Origin of the sequence: Janthinobacterium glycogeni (assembly GCF_051380725.1) — a bacterium.
Lineage (GTDB): Bacteria > Pseudomonadota > Gammaproteobacteria > Burkholderiales > Burkholderiaceae_D > Janthinobacterium.
In genome coordinates this window covers 1-23,802 of sequence record NZ_JBNYXP010000021.1, presented here as the reverse complement: position 1 = coordinate 23,802, position 23,802 = coordinate 1, and the positions used below count along the sequence as shown (strand labels likewise).

22 protein-coding genes and 2 pseudogenes are annotated in these 23,802 nt (G+C 50.6%); 14 read left to right on the top strand and 10 right to left on the bottom strand.

Annotated features, from left to right (window positions below):
• Window positions 1-35: 35 nt before the first annotated feature.
• A complete protein-coding gene (locus tag ACQ4W4_RS26875; protein ID WP_436544562.1) occupies window positions 36-161 on the bottom strand; it encodes a hypothetical protein in 126 nt (41 codons plus the stop codon).
• Between ACQ4W4_RS26875 and ACQ4W4_RS26870 the strand changes: the two genes are divergently transcribed.
• On the top strand, window positions 160-576 hold the full coding sequence (locus ACQ4W4_RS26870; protein WP_436544561.1) for a hypothetical protein: 417 nt from the start codon (window positions 160-162) through the stop codon (window positions 574-576). The two genes, ACQ4W4_RS26875 and ACQ4W4_RS26870, sit on opposite strands and share 2 nt — an antisense overlap.
• Here ACQ4W4_RS26870 and ACQ4W4_RS26865 read toward each other — a convergent pair.
• Window positions 573-1,052 carry a DUF1203 domain-containing protein gene (locus ACQ4W4_RS26865; RefSeq protein WP_436544560.1) on the bottom strand — a complete coding sequence of 160 codons (480 nt, stop codon included), beginning with the start codon at window positions 1,050-1,052 and terminating at the stop codon, window positions 573-575. The two genes, ACQ4W4_RS26870 and ACQ4W4_RS26865, sit on opposite strands and share 4 nt — an antisense overlap.
• A gap of 1,207 nt (window positions 1,053-2,259) precedes the next feature.
• Here ACQ4W4_RS26865 and ACQ4W4_RS26860 point away from each other — a divergent pair.
• From ACQ4W4_RS26860 to ACQ4W4_RS26850, 3 genes are all read left to right on the top strand, one after another.
• Window positions 2,260-2,427 carry a hypothetical protein gene (locus tag ACQ4W4_RS26860; protein ID WP_436544559.1) on the top strand — a complete coding sequence of 56 codons (168 nt, stop codon included), beginning with the start codon at window positions 2,260-2,262 and terminating at the stop codon, window positions 2,425-2,427.
• 105 nt (window positions 2,428-2,532) lie between these two features.
• Window positions 2,533-3,231 carry a response regulator transcription factor gene (locus ACQ4W4_RS26855; RefSeq protein WP_436544558.1) on the top strand — a complete coding sequence of 233 codons (699 nt, stop codon included), beginning with the start codon at window positions 2,533-2,535 and terminating at the stop codon, window positions 3,229-3,231.
• A 466-nt stretch (window positions 3,232-3,697) separates the two neighbouring features.
• The gene (locus ACQ4W4_RS26850; RefSeq protein ID WP_436544557.1) at window positions 3,698-5,335 is read left to right on the top strand and encodes a sensor histidine kinase; all 1,638 of its coding nucleotides are present in this window, start codon (window positions 3,698-3,700) and stop codon (window positions 5,333-5,335) included.
• Between the two features lie 754 nt (window positions 5,336-6,089).
• Here the strand turns inward: ACQ4W4_RS26850 and ACQ4W4_RS26845 are convergent.
• The 3 genes from ACQ4W4_RS26845 to ACQ4W4_RS26835 all read right to left on the bottom strand — a co-directional run bounded on the left by ACQ4W4_RS26845 (window position 6,090) and on the right by ACQ4W4_RS26835 (window position 8,058).
• A complete protein-coding gene (locus tag ACQ4W4_RS26845; RefSeq protein ID WP_436544556.1) occupies window positions 6,090-6,245 on the bottom strand; it encodes a HipA domain-containing protein in 156 nt (51 codons plus the stop codon).
• 211 nt (window positions 6,246-6,456) lie between these two features.
• Window positions 6,457-7,320, bottom strand: a complete 864-nt coding sequence (locus ACQ4W4_RS26840) for a hypothetical protein (protein ID WP_436544555.1) — start codon at window positions 7,318-7,320, stop codon at window positions 6,457-6,459.
• Window positions 7,321-7,332: 12 nt separating this feature from the next.
• Window positions 7,333-8,058, bottom strand: a complete 726-nt coding sequence (locus ACQ4W4_RS26835) for a TIR domain-containing protein (protein ID WP_436544554.1) — start codon at window positions 8,056-8,058, stop codon at window positions 7,333-7,335.
• 862 nt (window positions 8,059-8,920) lie between these two features.
• Here ACQ4W4_RS26835 and ACQ4W4_RS26830 point away from each other — a divergent pair.
• The 3 genes from ACQ4W4_RS26830 to ACQ4W4_RS26820 all read left to right on the top strand — a co-directional run bounded on the left by ACQ4W4_RS26830 (window position 8,921) and on the right by ACQ4W4_RS26820 (window position 12,690).
• Window positions 8,921-9,232: a hypothetical protein gene (locus tag ACQ4W4_RS26830; RefSeq protein WP_436544553.1), complete on the top strand. Its 312-nt coding sequence runs from the start codon at window positions 8,921-8,923 to the stop codon at window positions 9,230-9,232.
• Window positions 9,233-9,386: 154 nt separating this feature from the next.
• Window positions 9,387-10,472 carry an AAA family ATPase gene (locus tag ACQ4W4_RS26825; RefSeq protein ID WP_436544552.1) on the top strand — a complete coding sequence of 362 codons (1,086 nt, stop codon included), beginning with the start codon at window positions 9,387-9,389 and terminating at the stop codon, window positions 10,470-10,472.
• A gap of 199 nt (window positions 10,473-10,671) precedes the next feature.
• Window positions 10,672-12,690, top strand: a complete 2,019-nt coding sequence (locus tag ACQ4W4_RS26820) for a S8 family peptidase (RefSeq protein WP_436544551.1) — start codon at window positions 10,672-10,674, stop codon at window positions 12,688-12,690.
• A gap of 48 nt (window positions 12,691-12,738) precedes the next feature.
• Here ACQ4W4_RS26820 and ACQ4W4_RS26815 read toward each other — a convergent pair whose 3' ends face one another.
• From ACQ4W4_RS26815 to ACQ4W4_RS26805, 3 genes are read right to left on the bottom strand one after another with little or no spacing between them, the layout of a single operon-like run.
• Window positions 12,739-13,506 carry an ImmA/IrrE family metallo-endopeptidase gene (locus tag ACQ4W4_RS26815; protein ID WP_436544550.1) on the bottom strand — a complete coding sequence of 256 codons (768 nt, stop codon included), beginning with the start codon at window positions 13,504-13,506 and terminating at the stop codon, window positions 12,739-12,741.
• A complete protein-coding gene (locus ACQ4W4_RS26810; protein ID WP_436544549.1) occupies window positions 13,493-13,942 on the bottom strand; it encodes a hypothetical protein in 450 nt (149 codons plus the stop codon). Before ACQ4W4_RS26810 ends, ACQ4W4_RS26815 begins: the two co-directional genes overlap by 14 nt.
• A complete protein-coding gene (locus ACQ4W4_RS26805; protein WP_436544548.1) occupies window positions 13,939-14,535 on the bottom strand; it encodes a hypothetical protein in 597 nt (198 codons plus the stop codon). The genes ACQ4W4_RS26810 and ACQ4W4_RS26805 overlap by 4 nt, the downstream gene beginning before the upstream one ends.
• A gap of 244 nt (window positions 14,536-14,779) precedes the next feature.
• Here ACQ4W4_RS26805 and ACQ4W4_RS26800 point away from each other — a divergent pair, with 244 nt between their 5' ends.
• The 6 genes and pseudogenes from ACQ4W4_RS26800 to ACQ4W4_RS26775 all read left to right on the top strand — a co-directional run bounded on the left by ACQ4W4_RS26800 (window position 14,780) and on the right by ACQ4W4_RS26775 (window position 21,208).
• Window positions 14,780-15,880, top strand: coding sequence for a multiubiquitin domain-containing protein (locus ACQ4W4_RS26800; protein WP_436544547.1), 1,101 nt, complete (start codon window positions 14,780-14,782; stop codon window positions 15,878-15,880).
• Window positions 15,877-17,277, top strand: coding sequence for a ThiF family adenylyltransferase (locus tag ACQ4W4_RS26795; RefSeq protein ID WP_436544546.1), 1,401 nt, complete (start codon window positions 15,877-15,879; stop codon window positions 17,275-17,277). The genes ACQ4W4_RS26800 and ACQ4W4_RS26795 overlap by 4 nt, the downstream gene beginning before the upstream one ends.
• 11 nt (window positions 17,278-17,288) lie before the next feature.
• The gene (locus ACQ4W4_RS26790) at window positions 17,289-17,624 is read left to right on the top strand and encodes a ubiquitination-like system serine protease family protein (RefSeq protein WP_436544545.1); all 336 of its coding nucleotides are present in this window, start codon (window positions 17,289-17,291) and stop codon (window positions 17,622-17,624) included.
• Window positions 17,625-17,696: 72 nt separating this feature from the next.
• Window positions 17,697-17,813: pseudogene (locus ACQ4W4_RS26785) on the top strand (transposase); the annotation flags it as partial.
• Between the two features lie 147 nt (window positions 17,814-17,960).
• The gene (locus ACQ4W4_RS26780) at window positions 17,961-20,240 is read left to right on the top strand and encodes an AAA family ATPase (RefSeq protein WP_436544544.1); all 2,280 of its coding nucleotides are present in this window, start codon (window positions 17,961-17,963) and stop codon (window positions 20,238-20,240) included.
• Window positions 20,237-21,208 (top strand): HNH endonuclease, encoded by a 972-nt coding sequence (locus ACQ4W4_RS26775; protein ID WP_436544543.1) that lies wholly within the window; start codon window positions 20,237-20,239, stop codon window positions 21,206-21,208. The genes ACQ4W4_RS26780 and ACQ4W4_RS26775 overlap by 4 nt, the downstream gene beginning before the upstream one ends.
• Before the next feature lie 85 nt (window positions 21,209-21,293).
• On the opposite strand, the pseudogene ACQ4W4_RS26770 reads toward ACQ4W4_RS26775, so the two are convergent.
• Window positions 21,294-22,383 (bottom strand): annotated as a pseudogene (locus tag ACQ4W4_RS26770) (IS3 family transposase).
• Window positions 22,384-22,554: 171 nt separating this feature from the next.
• Complete coding sequence (locus ACQ4W4_RS26765) at window positions 22,555-22,881, bottom strand: helix-turn-helix domain-containing protein (protein ID WP_436544542.1); 327 nt, start codon at window positions 22,879-22,881, stop codon at window positions 22,555-22,557.
• A gap of 264 nt (window positions 22,882-23,145) precedes the next feature.
• Here ACQ4W4_RS26765 and ACQ4W4_RS26760 point away from each other — a divergent pair, with 264 nt between their 5' ends.
• A complete protein-coding gene (locus tag ACQ4W4_RS26760; RefSeq protein ID WP_436544541.1) occupies window positions 23,146-23,517 on the top strand; it encodes a hypothetical protein in 372 nt (123 codons plus the stop codon).
• Window positions 23,518-23,802 lie beyond the last annotated feature (285 nt).

The window sequence follows — 23,802 nt, the reverse complement described above, 5'->3', positions numbered from 1 at the left end:
GTCAAGATAGGAGGAAAAAAACGCACCGGCATACGCTATACGAGCGCTGCCGTACTGGCCAATCGCGGCATCTGGCGTAACATCGCCAGCATCGCCAGCATCGCCAGCATCGCCAGCATCGTCAGCAAACGCGCTGGCACCACTTCAAGGGAAGTCCCCATGCAGCATCCTCACCTGCCCATCCGCGCCAGCCTGCTGCTGGCGGCCCTCGTTTTGACCACGCCCGCCTGGAGCGCCGATCCTGTCCACAAGGAAACAGTGGAATTGACGGCCGGCAAAACCGCGCACAGCGTGAAAGGCAAGATCAAGGGCTACGCCACGGCCGAATACACGCTGGCAGGCAAGGCCGGCCAGACCCTCAGCGTCAAGCTGAAAACCAATCAAGCATCGAATTACTTCAACATCCTCCAGGCCGGCCAGGATGAAGCCCTGTTCATCGGCTCGACCAGCGGCAACAGTTACCAGGCGAAACTGCCGGCCGATGGCGAGTACACGGTGCAGGTGTATTTAATGCGCAATGCGGCGCGCAGGAATGCGGCGGCCAGCTACAGTCTGGAGATGGGCTTGCGCGATTAGGCAAGGGAGTCCGCGCGGTCGATGCGGGCCGCATAACAGCCCCGCTTGGCATTGTGGACGTGGATATAACTGACGTCCGCATTGCCGAATAGTCGTGCAATGACGACCTCGACGGCAGTGCCTTCCACCACATCGGCATCGAGCATCATGCCGTCGGCGCAATAGGCACGCAGCGACAACAAACGCCGCCGCATCGATTCCGGTACTTGATTGATGGCATCGTACACTTGCGTGGCGCCCTCGCGGACAAAGATGGCATGGCAAGCCCGGTAAGGCGTCATGGCGGGCTGGCACACGTGGTTCAACAACAGCACGGTCTCACCCGGCGCGGCGTCCTCCAGGGTGATACGGTCAGGAAATCCGGGGTATTGGTCGACCACTTGGCGCCGTATGCCAAGCGCCGTTAACTCGGCATCGGATAGGAAAAAAAAGGGCAAAAAAGGCTCGAGCAACAGCCCCGTAATACGAAAATCCATGCTGTTCTCCGGTGTCGTCAAAAACACCATCAGACCAGCATCCGGACAGCGCCGCCATCCGCTTCTTGCTGCGGAATGGGACAATGCGGCCCGGGATTGCCTTCTACCACCGGTGCGCATAAAAAAAGTCTGCTTCACGGATGAAGCAAGCTCTTTATCGACAGTATCAGACGGCAGGCGTCAGAACGGCGTGCTTAAAAGGGTTATGCGCAACAAAAAGTGTAAACAGCTTTGTAAGCATTTGCACTAAAGGCTTCCACAGAATCATAGAGAAAAAATGTCAATAAATAGCCGTTTTTCACGCAGTTGTTTACATTTTTTCTCTCATCGCCTGAGTTCATTGTGCCACTTCACGCTCTCGCACAGCAGCACACGTTCTTCCCCCTGAGACACGGCCATGTCTGAAAGCGAAATCCGCCGAAAGCACGAATCCTGCAGTAGAAAACAGGTGAAGGTTGTGGCTAGCAAGTGGCAAAAGCGGTCTGATCCAATTTATGTCTCGCCGTCAGGCGGTGCATGTCTGTACAGATGAATGGGGGGCGCGGACGTCGCCATACACACACTGCAAGACGAACTGTTCGTGGTCAGTTCAAGTAGACAACTTGGTCAAGAGGCATACCGCAAGAGGTAGTGGAGAAATGAATAAAATTTAAGCAATGCCGCATAGCGACCCGGGAATAATAATCGGACTTTTAACTAGGCCCACTACAAATAGGTCATAAAATTCATTCGTATTCAAGATGTTACCGATGCGTACGCCTCACCGCCCGATCATAGTTCTCGACAAAGACAAGCGTCCAGAACCCCTCCGTCGCGACTACATCACCACGATCCCCAAGTTAGCAGTAAAACTGGAGCACGACGACGCGGCCGGCACGTCAATCTTGTGGTCTTGCTTGGCGGGTCTGCTTGCGTACAAGGACGACACCTTTCGAATGCAACAATTAATGGATCGCACCGATGCTTGAATCTGATCAATCGCCTCCCCGGCAAAGTGGGGAAGTCTTCAAATTAAAAGCCAATGCTTACTTTCTCTTCAATTAAGGTTGTTGTTTCTTATGTATTCTTCGTTGCATGAGTAAAGTCTTACCGGGTTCGTGGATGTGCCCTTATGCGTTTTTCGGCAACATAGAGTCCAGGTTAAGTGCAGTTACAGCAGATCCTGAAGCACCGAGCCGATCTTTCAAACTTCATAAGGAACAGCATCATGAAAAAGCCAATTGGAACCACTGCCCGCACCAGCGAACGTTGCCCAGAAAGCGGTGTGTGGGAATCGCAGGATACCCCTTCGACCACCGCACCGATTGCTGTGCACAATGTAATGCCGCCACACAACGGTAAGGCCGTCGTGTGGAAGCTGGTACGCTACGCGTAACCCCAGCGGCGGGGAGACCTCTCCCCGCCATTTATTTTTAATAAGCAAAGACTTATCTCTATCATCTATGAGTTATGTACAATTCCTTATACAGTGAGGGATGCCATGTACAAGTTTGCCATTGTTGAAGATGTTAATGAGGATAACGATGAATTCGCACGTCTTATCAAGAAGGCGTGGCCAGACGCCAACGTTCAGCAGTATTTTAGTTACGAACAAATAGCCAAAGATCTCACAGAACATGAATTCGATCTCGTCGTATCGGATATCGACCTTGGTGGAGGCGAGCGAGCCGGCGGCGTACGGGTGACCGTTGCCGTTTCAAAAACCAATACCCCAATTGTCATTGTGTCAGGAAGCGCGCAGGCGGATTTACAGCGGGACACCTTCCGTGCCCTAAACGCATGGGATTATCTACAAAAGCCTGTCACCGAAGCTGACTTTATCACCCAATGCCAGAGAGCAATCGCGTTTCGGCAAGCGTATTTGAACTCAAAGCCTCCATTAGCGCTATCACACGGTATAGGTGATCTAGTTGTCGATATGCACAGCAGAGATGTCGTCAAATGGAAGGGGCGCCGTGTGAGCCTTTCTGTTACCCAGATTTTTTTGCTCAACCTCCTGATAAAAAAGGTCGGAGAAGTAGTCTCATTTGATCAGTTTTTTGAACAAGTTGATTCAGGAAAGAACAAGGAAAACCTACGCGTTCATATACGTGAGATGCGAAATTCTTTTCGTGATGTAGATCACGAATTTGATAAGATAAAAAATAAGTATATGTTGGGGTACTACTGGGGTGAGTAACCTTTTTTTTCATTCGGTGGCTCGAAAGGTCATTCAGGGCGAGCGGTTTGCTCGAAATTATCGAATCAGTTTCGTTACTCTCGTTGTCTTATGTTTCGTTACAGCTGTCACTATTTTCACGCTTCAAATTCATTTTAACGAGTCGATTCGCAAGTCCCAAGGCATCCGAACAGGATTAAGCGATAGAGACTTGCGAGACCTGATCAGTCGCTTTGATCTCGATGAGCGCTTTGTGCTTCAAAATAATCTCAGCAGGATGATCGAGGCAACGCGGAAAATCACACCAGTTTTGCTGCCTCGACCATATTTCCAACCCATGCCTGCCTCACGTAGCCAGACCCTTCCGCGTCAACCGCCTCGAAACTGCTACTTGAACCTTATGGAAGTCTCTGCGACAGGCGTCCTCACTAGTAGCCCTGATCGCTTTTGTTCCTATTTTCTCGAATCGGAGCTCCCCGGCAGATACATGTTCTTCAATGTCGAATACAACGATCCGACAATTGTTCCTATCAAGTACGGAGATCCTAGAATTGTTGGAGATAGCCTTGAGCTCACTGTGCGAGCTCCTACTGGAACTGGGAAGTGGATCATTGCATTACTTCGAGGAGGAACTAGTGACCGATATGAGTTGAGCGCGTTCAGAATCCTAGATAAAGGAATCAAAGAGCGGGATCGCCGACTCGACGGATGGGCTGTGGTGCGATCAATGAACGATGGTAGTCAATTAGTTCGAATCTACGCACGGCTGGATGTACGCGATTTTCTAGACAAGAGCAGCGATGAAGTCTGGCCCGCTTCTGGTTGGGATAGGTTACAAATTACGCTGGCAAGGAACGACTACACAAATACTTCACGTTTGCCGCGACATATCAGCTACAGCGAGGTAGCTCGAAACCCGTTATCCATTGCAGTACTTGCTGCGCCGGTGTTTGAGACATATGCCAAATTCCAATTAAAAGTTCTGGCGAAAGCACAAGACCTATCGACTACGATAGATGTACTCCCTGGGCCAAGTGAAAAAGTTTCTTCCAATTCCGATTGGATAAAAGACCTTGTAATCTGGGGAGCACCAATCGTTCGATCTCAATATGTTCCTGACACCGATCTGGTAGCACAAGCTGTCCATCCACAATTTGTCGTGGAGAAAGGGGCTTTGGTCGTTGCAGCCCTGTTAGGGCTACTCTCTATATGTGGTGTGGTTGGGATCGGGTTTGCGTGGTGGATGCTTTTACGCCCAGTCTTCCGTTTAACGCGAGAAGCGAGGATATTTGCAGCCCAAGGAACAGACCTCGAACGCGCCCCATTTAGAACTTATCGGTTTGAGATCGGGGTACTTGCGCAGACGATCAATGACCTGATCGAGAGATTGCGAACACACATTGCAAAAGAAAATGCAGAACGACAATTTAGGCTTGCTACCGAAGCGGCCAGGTTTGAGAACGAGAGAAAGAATTGGCTAGAAAACCTCGCTATTCTAGGTCATGAGATCCGCTCACCGCTGCAAAGCCTAATCAACAAACACGGACCTGACAGCGACTCTCGGCCGTTCATTGATCGCATTTTGGTCGCGCTCCCCAATTTACAACTGGGTCTCACGCCCGACCAAGCTGTAGATTCACGAGACATGACCTTAGAAGAGACGGACATGGACGCACTGTTGCAGGAAATCGCGGAGAACGTTGGGACGATCATTGAGAACGTCGAGTTCGATATGCAGGCGACCAACGTAATCTGTCGTGTTGACCCGGACCTGCTCGCAGTAGCATTGGACAACATCATCCAAAATGCCAATCGCCTCCGTTACCCAAATACATCGATCATTATTGGACTCCGGACAGAACACCTGCACGCGACTATAACTGTTACTAACTACGGGCCCTGCATCGAGCCGTCAGTGAAGGAGTCCTTGTTTAAATATGGAGTAACTACCGCTCGTCCGGAAAAAGGGTACGGTAAGGGGATCGGGTTATGGCAAGCTCAACGCAATATCCACCGAATGCAAGGCTCCATCAATGCGGCCGACCTAGTCGACGAAAGCGGTGTGTGTTTCTCTATCCATTTCCCGATTATTCAGCATGGTACTGAAGCCAAACCAGCCATTTGACTTGCCCCTAAGTATTGAGGGGCTGGGTAATCTCGAACCACTCACGCTGCCCCAAAGATGTCTATGCTAGATAGTCACCAATTGACTTCTGGGCGGCAGAGATCGACCGAGGCAGTGTGAAAACGAAGAGAAATTCGCCCCTCAAAAAGTGGCCTCTCAAAACGTGCGCTAGTCGGCTTTCTCGATGCCGGAAATGGTATCCTACCCGCAAATATTTCGAGTTTTGAAGTTTTCACACAAACTGGGGCGCGGAAGCTGTTGGTCAGATGTTGTTTCGATGAGTGAAGAACCGCATCTCGCCCACCGACCAAGACGCGCACCAACTGCCGCTTGGCCAACGGGCTAGAAACGCCACTCTACATGCCTCGCACAATCTGTGCCACACAGCTTGCTGCGGCCAAACCTATTTCCCAGTTGCTGCAGCTGTCTACTCATTGTCGAAATCGGCAGGTGGCGGATGCTTAGCAACATCCTTATTTGAGATCCGCGAATCTTGGGAGGGCCATCTGTGCGTGCTTCATATGCCGCTGCTAGTTCTGCTGCTGCTTCAATACCGCCGACGAGCTTGTTAAATTCTCGCTTGAAGCTAGTGGGGCCCATGCCGAGATGCTTCGCGAATTCAGCGAGATGCTCCCGCCGAAGGTCCTTATAATGCAGCACATCTGAAATCGGGTACGACATAGCTATGTCCGGCCACTGCGCCTCTCCTGCGCCAAACATCTCCGGCCGCGACCACGCTCCAGTACTCAGTAGGTCATAGTGCGCTGCGAGCTCTTAGCCCCCCCTTTGTTGCCATCAGTGAAAAGTTTTTCAGATGCGCATCACTGTTTGCTATCAAAATGTTGAAGAGTGTCCAGCGGAACAACGTACGCCGCAGCCATAGCAGGTGACACCTCCGGATCAAACCCATGAGACAGCAGTATGGTCGCCCTCCAATTGAAAAAGCATCAGCGGCGCAAGACCAGGCCGCAGCTGTCAGGCAATCGGCCCGTCAGCCCCCCCCTGCTCCTGGTGACGCGCCAATTGTGTCACAACCGTCATCAAGCAGAAAAGACGCGGCAACAAGTGCTCCAAGTCGAGCGGCCCAATTGTAGCGCGGGCTCACCGCCTTGCCATCTTTCTCAGTCCCCAGTGCCAGTAACCTCGGCCTTTACAATTCCCAGCTGAGCGCCTATTTTATGGAGTACATTGCAACCCGAACAGGCGACATCGGAAACCTCGAACACTTTCATTTTTTCAACTTTACGCCACGGTAAATTGTTTAGCGTTCCGCAGTCCACACAATCGAAAAATACCAATCTCCGATCAAACGTGAAATCATTCACGGCAACTTTCTCAACGGTATAGCTCTCCGGGCAGTCAGGATTGACACATGATACGGTTTGCTTATCGGTAAGTCGCTCCGCCCTTCGTCTGACAGGATGGCCGCAACCATAGCAAGTGATCGACACCTCCGGACCAAATCCATTGGAGAGCAGTGAGCCGTCACCAATCTTCCTCAACTCTGTAAGGCATTGATGCACTTTCTCTGTTATCCGCGAAACGTCTCCATAGATGGACAGATGATCGGTACGCAGTTTCGGCACCTGTACATGTAAGGCTGAACTCGCAAGAGCATTCCATAGTTTGGTGAGTTTCTTGAGATCCAATGGAGCTTGGGTACCGATTGGGTGATACTCCAATTTCTCACGCTCTGCCAAACTCAGAACTTGACCTGGTAACAGCTTAGGTTCGCGTGCAATCGACAGCGTGACTAAACTTGTAATATCTTCATCCACTAATTCCTCAACTGCCCGAACCACCTTGTTCGGTTGCCAGCCCCCCATGTCTGCATATGACGCCAAGTCAAGCGCCATTTGCATCCGTTCATAGCACAAGTATTCGATCGCTAGCCGGCATTCCAGAGCAGCGTAGGAGGTACTCTCAGGTGTGCCCTGCTCAAGCAGAGCAGAAATTACCTGTATCCGTTTTTTCACATCCAACATTAGCGTCCTTCATCACCATGTCTCGCTATCTGGCCACTCAAGCGAAAAAAAATAATTGCTTTGATCGCTAATTTTCATCAACTTCATTTTTTGGACCACGATTGTCAGCAATCTTTTTGTTGTACCACGATCCACCTTTAACTCTTTGTCAACATCGTCAAATTTGTAAGCGATATCGGGCTGGGCAGTGTTTAGCCAACCACGTAGAAGGATATTTTTATCATCGTCGGTAAAGTTATCCGATTCTGCTACTGGCACATGCAACTCGGGTGATGCAGGATGCACACGACCAAGTCGTTTCATAGCCATACGAATTTCGTTACAAGCTGGACCCAAGGTTGCCGCTATTTCTGCAATATCACGTTCTGCGGAGTAAATCGCAGGCGTCACCCCAACCAGGTCGGTTGGTATATGCATGGGTACATTGGGTGCCACGATAAAACAACGCTCCCTGCCAAGTCGACCAAGGAATAGGCCCAACTCAAATATGACGTTATCCCGAACTGTATTGACACTTTCTTTCCGCATTGTCACTGCATCATCTGGAGTAAAAACGAAGATGGCAAAATCCGAATTTTCAACCTGTCTGACGAGCGAGTCGAGTGGGGATACCGAAATGCGAAATACCCCTTGCGGCCAAACCGTTGCATCGCAGTCATGCTCAAGATTCGATTGAGTGTTATAAGCAACATTTAACCCTTCGACTGACGATGCTATAAATACTTTCGGTTTACTCATGATGCCTCACGTAATCTAAAAGCTTACTTTAGTCCAATGTCGATCCCTATGGGAAATTTTCGCGAAAAAAGTCCGATCTGGGTATAGCCATGCTGACGACTTCCACCCTGGTTCTATTTCGGATTAAAGCGCACTAGCGTGAAAATTGCCACGGCAACGATCCCAAACAGACTATTGCATCGGCCTATCCTTGAAGATCGGGTGGTTTCATCCTAGCGAAGACCTCGCGTAGTCTACATTGTGCGTTAACGACGGACATGCAAGCGATTTTGACGAAGCGGGATCGGCGGTCAAAAGCTAGCCGGTCCTGATCCGGCGCGCCTCGATCATCCTGCTGGTGGTTTATACGCCGCAGGTAATGAGGCTCCAGATCTTTTATACGTACTAAAAACTGTTGGTAGCGCGCTGCGCATGAGTGATTGATGGCCATTTTCGAGCGTACCCAGCCGACAGAATGTTGGTAGTTACCATAGCAAGGCTGCTTTACGTGCCGGTGCGGTTTCACAACCTAGATTTGTGGGTACCAGAGTCGGCGATTGCATCGGTCACACACGCTCCCCGCACCGGGGACTTGGCTCGCCCGGGTTCCCGTCCACAGGCTTGGGGCCGGTTACCCGCCTCTCTGAGCAAAGCGTATTAAAGATTCCCTCTACCTAGCAGAACTCAACAACGAGAATCTGTCACTGCGTAGCATTCGAATGTACTTGTCAACAGCCAGCCAATTTGCACGTTCAGTGGAGCTCGCTGAGTCTTCATGGAAGCAGGGTCAAATTGAGTCATTTTTGGAGGCAAATCCAAGTACACGAAATAACCTTTCGCGTTTTGTCACCTTCTGTAGGAAATCAAGCTGTGGGACGTCTCAATGCCTTTCAAAGGTCAGGTTATTGCACCGATCAGAGATCCGCTCAAATCGGCCGAAAAGCTCACGGTGCTCATCAGGAAAGTAGAGAGCGTTCGATTGGAAAATGCTACGCGGGCAGTTGTTGAGCAAATTGTCACGACTGCCCTGGGACTGTCAAAGCGAGAGGTTAAAAATTTATCGATCGACCACTTGCAAATTGCGTCTGGCGATGTGCTACTGTCATTGACCAAAGAGGACGTGCATCTCCCGCCTGAGCTGGGACCATATGGTCATCGCTTGATGCAGTACTTGCGCGTCACCACGCAGCCCTGACGTGTCGCGCTCGGACGAAGGTGCATGTGTGGCCGATTCGCGATGGACTGCGGCACGGTTGAACATAGTACTTTACCTCAGTGGTAAATATAAATTAAAATGATATCAATGAAATTTACCATCGTTGATAAGTTGCTGTTTTAAAAGGTGTTTGGTGGAAAATTTTCCCAATAAAGAGTTGACAAGAGTTGTTCAGACTGGGCTCAATGGCTCCCCGAGTGCCTTTGCGCTCTCAGTTGGGCGTTTGGTTGCAAAGCTTAAGCATGTTGATCTTGCACTCGCGCAAGAGATATCCGCACTGCTGCCCAGTAGCAGTGCGTTAAGGAGTGGCGATTCATTCGCTCCAGCTCCAGTCGATAACGATTCGCGTATGCAGTTAGTTGAGGTGTTGTACCCAGTTATTTTGGATAAGGCACCGGTGTTGGCCCCTAAGGTCAAGCAGATGCTTGATGAGTGTCTAACAGAGTGGGCTAGCATGGACATCCTTCTCAAGGCCGGATTGGCGCCGGCGCGCATGTTGCTTTTTTGTGGTCTGCCGGGCACTGGTAAGACCATGGCTGCACACTGGTTGGCCCAAGAGCTGAAGCTGCCGTTGTTGACCCTCAATCTGGCTACTGTAATGAGTAGCTATTTAGGGAAGACAGGGAATAATCTGAAAGCGGTCTTTGATCATGCGAATACCCGTCCTTGTGTCCTACTTCTTGATGAGTTCGATGCGATCGCGAAACGGCGTGATGATGGGAGCGATATCGGTGAGCTTAAAAGGCTAGTGAATGTATTACTCCAGGCGCTCGATGACTGGCCTGCAAACTCAATGCTTGTCGCTGCTACAAATCATGGTGAATTGCTTGACCCTGCAGTTTGGCGTCGCTTTGACAGTGTCATCAATTTTGAAAAGCCAGGAGCTGAGTTGATTGCCGAGTACTTGCAGGAGGCGTCACTCAACGATACGGCCAGGTTGGCGATGGCAAAGATGCTGGTCGGAGAGTCATTCAGTGCCATTGGAGCGTTGGTAATGTCAGCGCGTAAGCGCGCATTGCTGGAACAGTCGAAGTTTTCACAGCAGTTCATCAAGTTAGTTGTTCGGTCAGTACTAGATCGCGGTCAAATGGAAAAACCACTCGACGCAGAGATGTTGCTCATGCGATTGAACGGTGCCTCCATGCGTGAGATCGCTGGGCATTTCGGTAAAACGCATCCCACTATCAGTAGTGTCGTCAAACGTTACTTAGGAGAGTAGGACAATGCAGGGTACGAATATAATTCTCGGCTACGGAGAAACGCTTACACATGAGCACAAACTCAAACGTGGCTCGGGGGACAAAAAGTACCCTTATAGCATTGAGGAGCAGCGACCCTGGTTAGAAGCTCAATTGAAGGAGCTTCGTCAGAGTTCGAATGCTGTGCCAGCGCTTGCTAAGCCGCACGGGGAAAATGTAGTGAAAGTTACCCTGCATCCGACCTTCCTGGCGAAAAGCCACCATCCGAATGCTTTATTCGCGGCAACTGGATTACGCTGTATCGGAAGCAGATCCACGTCGATTACGCCACGTAAGGAGCCGCGGGCCAACAGACTGCCCGAGCCAACTTACACTGCGGTGCTGTTTGTGGCTGGGCGTGAAGAAGATTTTGATCATATAAGCTCGCTTCTCGGCTCACAGCGCACAGCCAAGATACATCAGGAAGCGTTACGAAAATTGGAGTTAATTGCTCCGTTTTCGGCTATCGAAAAAAACTACCTCGGTCACGAGGCGCAGGGTGAGTCACGGCTTGAAGTGGTGTTGCATGCGGCAAAGGAGGACCAATACATCATTGCTGCATTCATCGCTTACGTAGCTTCGCTGGGCGGAAAAGCCGACACGCAGCGGATGCTTGTCGTCTCTGGTTTGACCTTCATACCCGTTAATCTAGATGCAAGCCAGGTTGATGCTTTAGGACTATTCCAGTTCGTGCGTGTAGTTCGTGCTATGCCATCACTGCGCATGGGCGGCCGACCCATGCGGGCCATCGGCGCTCCGAGCTTCGCGCTACCAACTCAGCCGGCGCTTGATCAAAGTTTGCGAGTCGGTATTTTCGATGCAGGCGTGGGCCATACAAGTCTTGCTCCTTGGGTGAGTGAAGTTGTCTTGCCAGGCACGCACAACACGACAGCAGATTGTTTTGGGCACGGTAATGGCGTGACAAGCACTGTGCTCTTTGGTCCTTTGGACAAGGGAGCAGCGTTTCCACGTCCTTACGCAAACGTTCGTCATTTTCGGTGCATTAGTCCAGGTATAACTGAGGACCAAGGGGTGCCGGATATTGACCTTTACAACGTATTACAGAATATTGATACCGTCCTCACTAATCAGCCTCTTGATTTTGTCAATTTTAGTTTGGGACCATACATGCCGATGGACGATGATGAAGTCCATCCATGGACTGCGCTGATCGACAAGCATCTGGCAACGGGAGATATTTTTGCTACGGTAGCAGTCGGTAATGATGGTGATAAACCGTGGCCGATGTCGCGCGTGCAGCCACCTTCCGATATGGTCAACGCACTTGCTGTAGGGGCTTGTGATAGCGTGACCGATAATTGGCAACGGGCAGCATATAGTTCTTTCGGTCCCGGCCGTAGTCCAGGACTAATCAAACCTGACGGCCTGAGCTTTGGTGGGTCTAATGCCGAGCCGTTTGTTGTATACAACGCCCTTTCAGGCCAGCTCACGGAGGTGCAAGGCACAAGTTTTAGCGCGCCGGCAACCATGCGCACGGCAATAGGTGTGAAGGCCTCGCTGACGTCCCCAATGAAAATGTTGGCTCTGCGCGCCCTGATGAGTCATCATGCCTATCGTAGCCCTAATATGCCCATGAGCGAGGTTGGCCACGGCCGATTTCCTCAAACTGTAGATGAGGTCTTGAATTGCTCGGATAACGAGGTGCGAGTGATCTATCAGGGGACATTGCAGGCGGGCGAAAATATGCGGGCGCCGATTCCGTTTCCGACCATTCCGCTTAACGGGCGCGTAACCCTGCGTGCCACGCTGTGTTTTGCGAGCAATACCGATCCCGAGCATGCCGTGAACTATACTCGTGCGGGACTGACCGTGGTTTTGCGCCCGAAGAAGAACGTCAAACAGACCGTGTCGTTCTTCAGTGCTGCGAAAATGTACACCACGGAACTGGAGGCCCGAACCGGTGAGCACAAATGGGAAACGACTCTAAGACATGAGCATCAGTTTAATGCGACAACGCTCAACGATCCGCTGTTCGATATCACGTACGGGGCCCGTGAAGATGGCCAGGCTGTTGACAACAGTACATTGCCGCGACTACCTTACGCGATGATCGTGACAGTTTCTGTTGAGAACACGCCGGGCATCTATAACAATATTCGGCAACGCTATCAAACGCTGCAGCCCGTCGAAATTCGTCAAGAGGTTCGCCTGCAGGCTGGTGAACAAAGGGAGAGCTGATCGTTAGGGCAAATTCAATGTGACGGAGCAAAAGGGGCTTGGCTTAGATCACAACCGTACGATGGAAAGAATGTCGTTGCTTGCCAATTTGACGGATTGAACTTTGACATCGACCGTGCGTAAGTTATCGCCAGTAAGCCACCGTACAGCTGGTTCTTTTTGGTCTCGTGTTTTTGCCCCTTTGGTGCCAGCAAATAGTAGATCCATCGACGGACTGTCATGATGTACAGCATTGGCTGGATTGACGTAGTGGGGCCACGCTGAGTTTTTGATTGCCCACTTGCGACCGTGCTGACCAAATACTGCGACCATCGTTGGGCATTGCGCCAGTCTGGCCGCGCGGATGCTGGTAGCTTCACGGCTGGCTCGAAACTCTTCGCATAGACCAAGGATGAGATCAATTGACACTTCCCTTCCGTGCATTTTTGGGGCGAACAGGTAGGGTGGAAGAATCAGATCCGCACTAAAAACGTTGGCCTCCGCTTCGCTGTTTTTTGCCTGCTGATTATGTTGTGCCAAATCAGACTTGGTGCATAGATTGATCAGTCCATGTTTCCGATCTCGCTCCCAGTGGCCGATTTCATGGCCAATTGAGAACCGTTGACGCTTTTCACTGGTTGATGAGTTGACGGTGATAATGCCTGCAGTTGTTGTAGCAACTAAGCGTGCATCGGCGCTGTCGAGGTGGCGTCGTTTGACAGTTATGCCGCGGTCCGCGGCTATCGCCTCCAGATCAATCTCTTCCGGGGAGTCGATACCATACGCCCACAGCAGTTTCTCACCTGGCGATAGACGTGATTCGTCAATCCGAATCATCTTGTATGACTCCTAAGTCCAGTAGATCCTGATATAGAGAGATGATGTCGCTATCCGATTGACTTGTTCCGTTCCTATACGCGATCGCAAGGCTACTCTTATCAAAATCAGGTGACGAGCTGATAGTCTCTATTCGCTTACGCATAATTTCTGGACTTGGCAGGGCGGGAGTTAGTGCAACTGTGCCGCGTAACGCGAAGCCGACGCCTTGTACCTCTGCTCTCCTGAAACGTTGCATGCGTTGTTTATTGGCCGCACGGATTCTCTCCGCGATAAGCGCTTGGTATTGTCGGGCAACGGCATCGGGATCTTCACCATTCGCCATCAGCATTGTAGAAATATCTTCATTACTGGGCACTTCATTGAGTGCCTCAGTACGAAATGCAGACCGCAATGCCATCGCTGCCGCTAGGCGTTTTGTGTCTTGGTTGTTCATTGTTTTATCCTCTGGCCTTTCAACTTCGCTGCCCCACGCTTGAGCCGCTTACGTGCCGCGTCATAGCTGTGATCGTCGAGCCTACAGTGCGCCTTGATGGCTGCACCTGATAGACCTTGTTCTATACCGTCCAGAATATTCCAGATTTCTTCGTCATCACTGAAGAATGTATACAGTGCATCGTAATCACGTAATACTGCCTCAGCTTCTTCAGCCTTGATCAGAACGTCAGTCACACTGTTTTTCGGTAGCTCGCCCAATGTATCGAGCAGGGCATCGTGGTCAATTTCATCGTCATCACCTGCTGCTGCCATAGCGGAAACGTTAGTGATTTTCCGAGCATGAAAACTCGTACGGTCGTTGCTCGAAATGCTTGCCATGACATTACTTATGAACTCGACGAACGGAACCTGCGCGGGGCACCATTGGCGCTGCAAGTGCAGCGTACGATCAACGGTTTCGCTGAACAGCGCGGGGCCTGTGGCGTAAATCGTACCGAATGCTAGTCGCTTGGCCCTGTAGTCCAAAAGACGAATTTCATCCGGCGTCAAAGCAGTCAGAGCTGCTATTACCTCTTCTTGGGTCGCATACATATGATTTCTATCCGTCAAGACCCACCTCTCTGTCAGTGGATACGCCGTATACGCACCCCCCTATTAGTTTGTCTGGGCAGAACATAAATTCGGACACTTATTCGCAAAAAAGCTGTTCAAGAAAAAATTTCTATCCGATGTGTCCGAAATTTCATCCAGCTCAGACTATCTCTTTAGGTGGGCTCATGTCGTGCAGCTTCACGATGTGCTCTCGAAAAACTTACTTATTCCCGAGGTATATAAAATGAATAATAGCAACTTTATTCAAATCAAGGTGAAGCGTGACGTTGCGCATGCTGCACAACTGGTGGTTGAAGCAAACGGACAGGAAATCGTGCTGCGTGACACAACGCCTACTGGCCGTCAGATCCTCAACGCAGCACAATGCCATCCAACGGTCGAATTTTCTTTGCTGCAGCTTCTCCCTGATCGCAGTCTGGAAGAAATTTCACCAGAGGAAGTTGCGCAAATGAACCAGGCCGAAACAAGCTTCTTCGCGCTGCAAACTGATAGCTTGTTCTACTTCCTTTTGAACGACAATAAGTACCCTTGGGCAGCGGTGGTAAACGAGTCTGTCCTGCGTATGTTGGCAGGCGTGCCTGAATATGCGCAGATCTGGATGGAACGCCGTAGCGAAGTCGATAAGCAGATTGAGCCTGGTCAGAACGTGAGCCTGAAAGGCGATGGCATCGAGCGCTTTTACACCAAATTACCGACTTGGCAGTTGGATGTTCAAGGCGTCATAGTGACTTCGGCGCAGCCACGCATCACCGTTCGGCAAGCACTCGAGCTCGCAAAAATTGATCCCGATCGGCCGTGGAATTTCATCCTGAAAATTGATGGCAAAAAGGAGTCGGTTGAGTTGACCACAGTTATCGACCTGACCAAGCCAGGCATTGAACGCCTGCGTGTTATGCCGAAGGTCATCAACAACGGTGAGGGCCCTGGCCCCCGTCGTCAGTTCTCGCTGCTGGAAAACGATGCACGCTTTCTTAATTCTGCGGCCTATCACTGGGAAACGATCATCGATGCTGACCGCCGCTGGTTGTTGCTGCATGACTACCAGTTGCCAGCCGGCTACCATCAGACGACAACGACGCTGGCGATCGACATCCCGGCTCTCTACCCCACGGCAGAGCTGGACATGTTTTATTGCGCTCCCGCACTGTCGTTGAACACAGATGCTGCCATCCCGCAGACCGAGTTCCAGCAGACCATTTTGGGCGCGATTTATCAACGCTGGTCCCGTCATCGCGAAAGTCAGGCGTGGTCGCCTGCATGTGACTCGGTAATCACTCATCTCGGCTTGGTTGAGGAGGCGCTGCAGCGCGAGGTGGTGCAATGAAGCCGCGTGTCAGCCTGTCCTTGTCCGGACAGCAGCATGCAACGCTCAAGGCGCATCTTTTTCCTGGGGATGGTAAGGAGGCTGCCGTGATCTTGCTCTGTGCGCGAATTTGTGGCGACCGTCTCAAGCTGCTTGTGCGTGACTTTGTGCTCGTTCCGCACGACGCATGTGAACGATGGCCTGACTTCTTGAGCTGGCCTGGTGATTCCATTGAACACGCACTCGACTTGTCGGAGCAGGATGACCTGTCGATCGTACTCGCGCACTCCCATCCAGGCGGGCTGTTCGAGTTCTCCAAGGCTGATCGCGAATCTGACAGTCAGGTGATCCCAGCTATCTTCGCTGGCCGTGCGGCACGTCACTTGGATCAAACGTGGCATGGCAGCGCGATCATGCTGGAAGACGGTAGCATGCGTGCCAACCTGTACGACAAGCATCATCAGTGTGAGCCTGTCGACATGATCGGTGTTTACGGCGACGATATCGTGTTCTTCTGGAACCCGGATAGCTTTCCAGGCAGCGCTCCTACGCGGCCAATGGCGTTTACCGAAAGCATGCGCGAAGAACTCAGCCGTCTTTCTGTTTGCGTCGTCGGTGTTTCTGGTACCGGCAGTATCGTTGCTGAACAGGTAGCGCGCTTAGGTTTTGGCGATGTCATCCTGGTCGACCATGATCGGATGGCCATGAAAAATCTGAACCGCATTCTGAACTCTACTTTAAGCGATGCTCAAGCTGAACGCCTCAAGGTCGATGTCATGTGCGAATCAATCCAAGCCTATCGTGAGGATGTTCGCATCGAAGCGGTACCTTCAAAAATTGATTGCGTTGACGCCATATTGAAGGTCGCGATGGCTGACGTCGTATTTTGCTGTGTAGATAGTCATATAGGGCGCCAGATATGCGATTTGATGGCTAGCGCGTTTATGCAGCCGCTTTTCGATGTTGGTGTCACTATTCCGGTCCGGCAGTGTGGCCCCGACCAATTCGCGATCCTGGATGTTTGCGGCCGTATTGACTACGTATGGCCGGGTGGCACAACGCTCGCTGATCGTGGTGTGTTCACGCCGGAGTCTGTCGCAGCTGAGTGTCTTGCCGAAGTTGATGCGGCTGCACACGCTGAACGGGTTAAGGAAGGCTATATGCCTGGATCACATGAGGAGGCCCCATCGGTAATCGCGCTCAACATGAGAGCAGCAAGTGCTTGTGTGATGGAGCTCGTTGCACGCGCCTTTCCGTTTCGCCACGATCCCAACGCTCAACGTGCCAGAGCGTCGTTCAGCCTGGCCGCGTGTGAAGAAGAGTTCTTTTCTGAAGCTCACTGGGACAAGGCCAAGAATGCTCTGCTTGCGCGTGGTACAAAATGGCCGCTTCTCGGATTGCCTGTTTTCGATAAATAAGGGTGCAAGTGATGATTAGATGGATCGAGAAGTGCTGGATTACGATCAGGAAATGGCTCACGTTACGACGCAAGGTCGTTTTTCAGGTCGGCGATATGTTGCCAGCGAGATTGCCAAAACGTGATCTGGTTCTGCTTCAGGATGATGGGGAAAACTGGTCGGTCGGATTCCGCTGTCCGTGTGGCTGTGGTGACACTATTGAATTACCTCTACTTCACAACGTAAAACCGCGATGGGATATCCGCGTCGACGCGCGTCGTCGTCCAACGTTAGCCCCTTCTGTATGGAAAACGACGGGATGTAAGTCGCACTTTTGGGTGCGCGATGGGAAAATTGTCTGGGTCTAGCCAAGTCTTCCTTGTGAATCGCCACGATCATCGTAGACACTCCTGAGCCATAATACAGGCAAAGGAGAAATCATGAGTGGGAGGCGTTACACGGAATAATTTAAGGTCGCATTAGTCAAGCAGCTTGTTGAGCGTGGGCACCCGGCGGGCGAGGTCGCTGAACGGCTTGGTGTCAGTATCCAGAGCATCTAAGCGCCGTCACGGATTTAATGACAGGCTTTCGCCAACAGAGTTTGAGCAAAGGAATTTTGAACGGCTCGCGGGTTTCTAGCAGGCTCGTGGCGATTCACTTCGTGATTATTAGAAATTTCAAAAAATACTATCTGGAGCTCTATTTTGATATTCGTTGACCGTAATGCCGTTCCATTTCCTGAAGGCTTGCGCACAAAAAAAGCTAAAGCCGAAATTGCCAAACTGTTTGTGCTGTACCAGGAACGTTCGGTCGATCATCTTGAGCAGTTGCGCATTGAATTTGTACCGGCCATTTGGTCATCAACGAAACCAGCTCTAGTTGAGCTCTTTAAGAACAAGTGCGCATTCTGTGAATCTGCCTTACACAGTAATGTTGGCGGGAATATTGAACATTTCCGTCCCAAGCGTGGTGCTACGCAAACGAAGGGGGCAAGCTCAAACCGACATTACGGCTGGCTAGCATATGACTGGGATAATTTGTACTTGGCTTGTCCATCTTGTGCTCAACCCCACGGATCCCAAGATGGAACTCGAGCTGGCAAAGGCAATCAGTTTCCGGTGGATGGAGACTTGGCTCCGCTGTTAGCTCCCGTTCACGCTTGTCGTTCCGCTGAAGTTGGGACGCTACTTGATCCTTGCTTTGACGAACCCACGGAACATCTGACGTTTCTCCCTACAGGAAACTGTGTAGGAACGACGCTGCGTGGCAATCTTAGCATTCGAGTATTTGGGCTTAACCGCGACTCCTTATTAAGAGCACGAAACCAGGTTTACCTTTTGGTTAAAGCTACGTTTGATCGGCTTGTAGCTGCGGAGAACAGTAACTCAGAAATTGCCCACGTCCGCCAAGAGGCGCTTCTTCAGCAAATGCTGCAGCTAACGTCGCCATCTGCCCCATATGCAGGTGCCGCTCGATTTTATCTTTCATCTGAGATGGAAAAAATTGCTAGCACTGGTAACCAACCTAACTTGATGCGAAACTTCATTTCTAGAATCAATGCGCTAAAGTGGACTCCAATTAGAACCGCGAGCAATCCGATTCAAGACTCTACTGTCGAAGAAAGGTTGCCGATCACGGAAACGAAGTGGGGAAAATTTGAGGGTCGCCGTATGTTGCCAGATCGGCCCACCAGTAGAATTTCGCGTATCGAGATTAACAATTTTAAGTCGATTAATTCGTTAAAAATTGATGTGCCCTATAACGTAATCAAAGAAGGCCAGAGTTGCGATGCATTGGTACTATTGGGAGAGAATGCCGTTGGAAAGAGCACGGTCTTAGAAGCAACAGCTATGACTCTAATGGGGGTAAAAGAGATCAAAAGATTGCACCTGGATGCAGAAGCCTATTTGTCCAGAGATAATGAATGGGAATTGATACGGCGGGATGCACAGGTAAGGATCTATTTCGATAATGAAGAAAAACCTGGCGCGTCGCTTCACATCGATGCTACTACGGGAGAGTTTAGTGGCACTGATCAAATGCAGGTGGTCGTCCTCGGCTACGGACCACGCCGGTTCTTCGTTCCAGCGTCGAAGGGAAATCGAAGAGGAAAACGTGAAAGCGTAAAATCTCTCTTCGACCAACTTTACACAATTACTGACCCCGAGTACTGGCTTTCGCATTGTACTAAACAGGATTACAACTCAGCCATTCGAGCATTGCGGGAGATTCTCGGATTAAATAGCGAATCACTGGTCACGCGTCGGCGGGTCAAAAAAGGTGGTGGCATTGAAATATCCGTAGGTGTAAATAACATCAACACTCCGATCTCGCGACTAAGCGAAGGATATCGATCAATGATGGCAACTGCGATTGATACGATCCATGAGCTACTGCTGTATTGGCCATCGCTTGAACAAGCCCAAGGAGTAGTACTGATCGATGAGCTAGAGACGCACCTGCATCCACGCTGGAAAATGAGAATTTTACGTCGATTGCGGCGAGCAATGCCTAAAGTACAGTTCATCGTGACAACCCATGATCCGCTGTGCCTCAGGGGGGCTCGAAACGGCGAGGTACAAGTACTTGAACGTAACACCAACGGACAAATCGCCGTAGCTGCAGATCTTCCCGGAGTGCAAGGGCTTAGCGTTCAGCAGTTGCTTACTTCCGACTTTTTCGGACTTCTCAGTAGCGAAGACCCCGAAATGGAAGAGACCTTAATCGAATACGGCGCCCTAGTAATGGCACCAGAACTTGACGCTGCGGGGAAGACGAAAATGAAGTCGTTGGGGCGAAAACTTAAATCACAGCTAGTACTTGGTTCCACTCCCCAAGAACAACTGATTCATCAGGCAGCTACGGAACTTCTGCTGAAAGCTAGACAGCAGCCAGCAATAGAGCGTAAAAATTTTCAAAAAGAAGCCGTTTCAAAAATGGTTTCGATGATTTCTGAACTGAACAAAATTGGACATCTGAAATGATCTTCGTGGGACGCGATGATGAGCCTGATGAGGAAATTACCAGAGCACTTGCGCGGAAAGTGAGAGGTACCAAGAAGACAGAGATCGATAACGCACGAGAATACTATGAATCAGATCCTCCACCAACCACTTGCTATTCGTTTGCTCGATACAAGACCCGAAAGGTGGTTGCCGCGCTGGACAAAATTTACAAAAATAAATGTGCCTATTGTGAAAGCCATTATCAGGCGCTAGCTGCCAGAAACATAGAACACTATCGTCCCAAAGGTGGCGTGAACGAATGTGATGGCCATCGGGGCTATTGGTGGTTAGCTGGAACTTGGTCCAATCTGTTACCGAGTTGCTTAGCGTGCAATCAAGCACGTACACACACTATTTTCGACGAAAGAATGACGTTGGAGGACATCGCGAGACTTCAATATGTAGAAGGTAATGTAACTTCTGGAAAGGGGAATGCATTCCCAATGAAGGATGGGGCAAAATGGGCTGAAAATGAAGGTCCTATTGATGCCGAGGACCCCCTTCTGATAAATCCATCTGTTCGCAATCCAGAAGACCATATGGAGTGGAAATTCAAATGGGAACCCGACACATATTTATGGGAGTCCGAATGGGTCTTTCCTTTTTTATTCCCGAAGACTCGAGATGGTGAAATGGATCCTTACGGTAAAGCATCGATCGCAATATATGGTCTTAATAGGCTGGGACTTTTTAAGTATCGTATGGAGCGACTTGAGCCATTAAGGTTACTTGCTGCAGGACTCGTCGAAGCGATGCAAGATCTTGCAGTTTCCGAGAAAGCGAGAGAAGTTGAACTGAAAAAACGCATCAATGATCGTTGGGGAAAACTTCAAGTTCACTGCAAACCTGAGTCTGCTTTTACAGCTATGAACAACGCATACATGGCTTTGTTGCAGGAGGAACTCAAGCGTATGGAGCTCGATTCAAAGATAGGCAATGCAGCGTGACTCCACGTCCCTCGATTTGATCAATACGTGCCAGTCGTTCGCCACTGGCAATCCCCCCATTTTTAGAGCGCTCTAAAAGTAGAGGTTAAGCGGCCAAGGCAAGCTTATGTTTTGGTGTGATGCCGCCAAGTGCCATGTTGGGCCGGTCGTGATTGTAAGTCCACAGCCAGCGGGTTGCGAAATCCTGGATCTCATCGAGCGTTTCAAACAGGTGATGGGCCAACCAATCGTAGCGCACCGCGCGGTTATAGCGCTCGACATAAGCATTCTGCTGCGGCTAGCCAGGCTAGAGGAAGTTGATGCGAATGCCGCGTTTGGCGGCCCAGGCCAGCGTCACGGCGCTGATGTACTCGGGGCCGTTATCGCAGCGAATGACCTGGGGTTTACCACGCCATTCGATGATCCTGTCGAGGGAGCGGATGACGCGTTCGGACGGCAAGGAGAAATCGACCTCGATGCCGAGTCCCTCACGGTTATAGTCGTCGATCACATTGAACAATCGGATGCTTCTGCCGTCGGCCAGTTGGTCATGCATGAAGTCCATCGACCCGGTGTCGTTGATCTGTGCAGGCACGGCCAGCGGCAGCGGCTTTTCCCGCACCAGCCGATGGCTTGGCTTGATCCGCAAGTTCAGTTCCAGCTCGCGATAGATCCGGTAGACGCGCTTGTGGTTCCATTTAAAACCCTTCACGTTGCGCAAATACAGGAAGCACAGGCCGAAGCCCCAGTTGCGCTGGTTGTTGGTCAGGCGTACCAGCCAGTTAGCCACGACAGCATTTTCCGCGTCGAGCTTGGCGCGATAGCGATAGCAGGTCTGGCTAATGCCAAATGCCTGACAGGCCAGTCCTATGGTGGCTGAACGCTGGGCCACGGCCCATTGCGCCATCTCCCGCCGCTGAGATGGCGCTACCATTTTTTTGTCAGGGCCTCCGCGACGATCTCGGCCTTCAAGCGCTCTTCGGCGTACATCTCTTCTTCAGGCGCCGATTTTCTTCCTCCAGCTCTTTCATGCGGGCCATCAGCGAGGCATCCATGCCGCCGGACTTGGAGCGCCATTTGTAGAACGTGGCGTTGCTGATACCGTACTCGCGGCACAGCTCAGAGACTGGTGAGCCGCCCTCGACTTGCTTGAGGATGGCGATGATCTGGCTATCGGTAAAACGGGACGTCTTCATGCAGAACTTTCAAAAAATCTGAGTTTGGAAAATTCTACTTTTAAACGCGATCATTTGGTGGGGGGATTACCGTTATCAAAGGTGATCGCTTCCGATCTCTTGGAATGCCTTAAATACAAGATTTGTGGATAAAAACGCAGAACGGTATCGCAAGAGTCGAAAGCAAGCCAGTTAATCATCACAGTCACCAAACTCTGTGTGGAGCAAACTCATCAGTCGCGTACGCTCAATCTGTCCTAACGTCCCCCACCTCAGAATTAACTCAGCAAGCTCATCATCATCTGCATAAAAATACGCAACCTGCAAACCCAAAGCTTCTGCCAGTTTTTGTGCCAAAGAGTAGGGGGGCTCGTGGATACCAGTTTCGTACCGACTCATACGAGCGCTGGCTGTGTGCTCGTCCAATCCAATCGCCCATCCAAGCCGGTCCTGAGGGATACCGAGTCTCTGCCGTGCGCTTTTCAATCGTTTGCCGAATACTGTCGACGGTTGCTTCATCACCATCCTACGATAATCGTAGGATCAGCTTGAAAAATCTCTACGAAGAACGTAGAATTGTCATTTCATTTTCTAACTTGGATGCGCTATTCTCACTCAACGCATTTCTGAACTCTAACGGCAAGGCATGCAGTAGGAGCCATTGCATTTATCAACAGTCCCAGCAGAGACGTGCCTTATCGTTAAGGCCGAAAATTCCAAGCAATAGAGTTGCCCGCTAAAGCATCAACCAGATGCGGACGATGGGCCGAGCAAATTGCAACAATGACCATAAAAACCACATATAAGCTTTATACTGCAGGGATTTCGTCCCAAGCGAAGGCAGTAATGAATGCCACAGTTAAATATGCTGAAGGAAGAAAGCAAACTCGCCTCCACAATATGTTGATAGCTGACTTTTGTAATTTTTCCGGCCTTGACGTTAACACCCCCGTACCACAAGTTATAAACTTGATGAAACAGGCAAGAAGGGCAATATTTTCTGTCGAAGTTGTCGATGTAACAGGCTCTAGAAAAGAGGAGATTACATCAGGAAGTTGGCCTCTTTTTTCTTTTATCTCAATAACAAAAACTCATATTTCGTTCGAAGTTTGCTGCAATATGTGGGAAGAGATACGACCGTGCGACAAGTTATGAACTTAATGAGACAAGCACGGAGATAGGCCCCCCCCACGGACGACGATTAGCCGAAAATCATCATCCGTTCTACTCTCCGAGCTGCTAGCCATTTGCCATAATTAGCCTTTCTTCCGACGGGCCGTATCGTAGACAGGCACTATGTCGTCAGTACTTTCGCGCATGGAGTGTAGTGGTTTAATGTACCCGGACACTGATTTAGGCGAGAATGCTCGCCATGGAGAGGTGTTTGATGAGCAAGCAAAGACGTACGTTTTCCCCTGAGTTCAAACAACAGGCAGCATG

What these genes read in the sequence shown, in the direction of transcription:
- ACQ4W4_RS26870 (WP_436544561.1), top strand. Translation starts at nt 160, where the DNA reads ATGCAGCATCCTCACCTGCCCATCCGCGCCAGCCTGCTGCTGGCGGCC.
- ACQ4W4_RS26875 (WP_436544562.1), bottom strand. Translation starts at nt 161, where the DNA reads ATGGGGACTTCCCTTGAAGTGGTGCCAGCGCGTTTGCTGACGATGCTG.
- ACQ4W4_RS26865 (WP_436544560.1), bottom strand. Translation starts at nt 1,052, where the DNA reads ATGGATTTTCGTATTACGGGGCTGTTGCTCGAGCCTTTTTTGCCCTTT.
- ACQ4W4_RS26860 (WP_436544559.1), top strand. Translation starts at nt 2,260, where the DNA reads ATGAAAAAGCCAATTGGAACCACTGCCCGCACCAGCGAACGTTGCCCA.
- ACQ4W4_RS26855 (WP_436544558.1), top strand. Translation starts at nt 2,533, where the DNA reads ATGTACAAGTTTGCCATTGTTGAAGATGTTAATGAGGATAACGATGAA.
- ACQ4W4_RS26850 (WP_436544557.1), top strand. Translation starts at nt 3,698, where the DNA reads ATGTTCTTCAATGTCGAATACAACGATCCGACAATTGTTCCTATCAAG.
- ACQ4W4_RS26845 (WP_436544556.1), bottom strand. Translation starts at nt 6,245, where the DNA reads ATGGGTTTGATCCGGAGGTGTCACCTGCTATGGCTGCGGCGTACGTTG.
- ACQ4W4_RS26840 (WP_436544555.1), bottom strand. Translation starts at nt 7,320, where the DNA reads ATGTTGGATGTGAAAAAACGGATACAGGTAATTTCTGCTCTGCTTGAG.
- ACQ4W4_RS26835 (WP_436544554.1), bottom strand. Translation starts at nt 8,058, where the DNA reads ATGAGTAAACCGAAAGTATTTATAGCATCGTCAGTCGAAGGGTTAAAT.
- ACQ4W4_RS26830 (WP_436544553.1), top strand. Translation starts at nt 8,921, where the DNA reads ATGCCTTTCAAAGGTCAGGTTATTGCACCGATCAGAGATCCGCTCAAA.
- ACQ4W4_RS26815 (WP_436544550.1), bottom strand. Translation starts at nt 13,506, where the DNA reads ATGATTCGGATTGACGAATCACGTCTATCGCCAGGTGAGAAACTGCTG.
- ACQ4W4_RS26810 (WP_436544549.1), bottom strand. Translation starts at nt 13,942, where the DNA reads ATGAACAACCAAGACACAAAACGCCTAGCGGCAGCGATGGCATTGCGG.
- ACQ4W4_RS26805 (WP_436544548.1), bottom strand. Translation starts at nt 14,535, where the DNA reads ATGTATGCGACCCAAGAAGAGGTAATAGCAGCTCTGACTGCTTTGACG.
- ACQ4W4_RS26800 (WP_436544547.1), top strand. Translation starts at nt 14,780, where the DNA reads ATGAATAATAGCAACTTTATTCAAATCAAGGTGAAGCGTGACGTTGCG.
- ACQ4W4_RS26795 (WP_436544546.1), top strand. Translation starts at nt 15,877, where the DNA reads ATGAAGCCGCGTGTCAGCCTGTCCTTGTCCGGACAGCAGCATGCAACG.
- ACQ4W4_RS26790 (WP_436544545.1), top strand. Translation starts at nt 17,289, where the DNA reads ATGATTAGATGGATCGAGAAGTGCTGGATTACGATCAGGAAATGGCTC.
- ACQ4W4_RS26775 (WP_436544543.1), top strand. Translation starts at nt 20,237, where the DNA reads ATGATCTTCGTGGGACGCGATGATGAGCCTGATGAGGAAATTACCAGA.
- ACQ4W4_RS26765 (WP_436544542.1), bottom strand. Translation starts at nt 22,881, where the DNA reads ATGAAGCAACCGTCGACAGTATTCGGCAAACGATTGAAAAGCGCACGG.
- ACQ4W4_RS26760 (WP_436544541.1), top strand. Translation starts at nt 23,146, where the DNA reads ATGACCATAAAAACCACATATAAGCTTTATACTGCAGGGATTTCGTCC.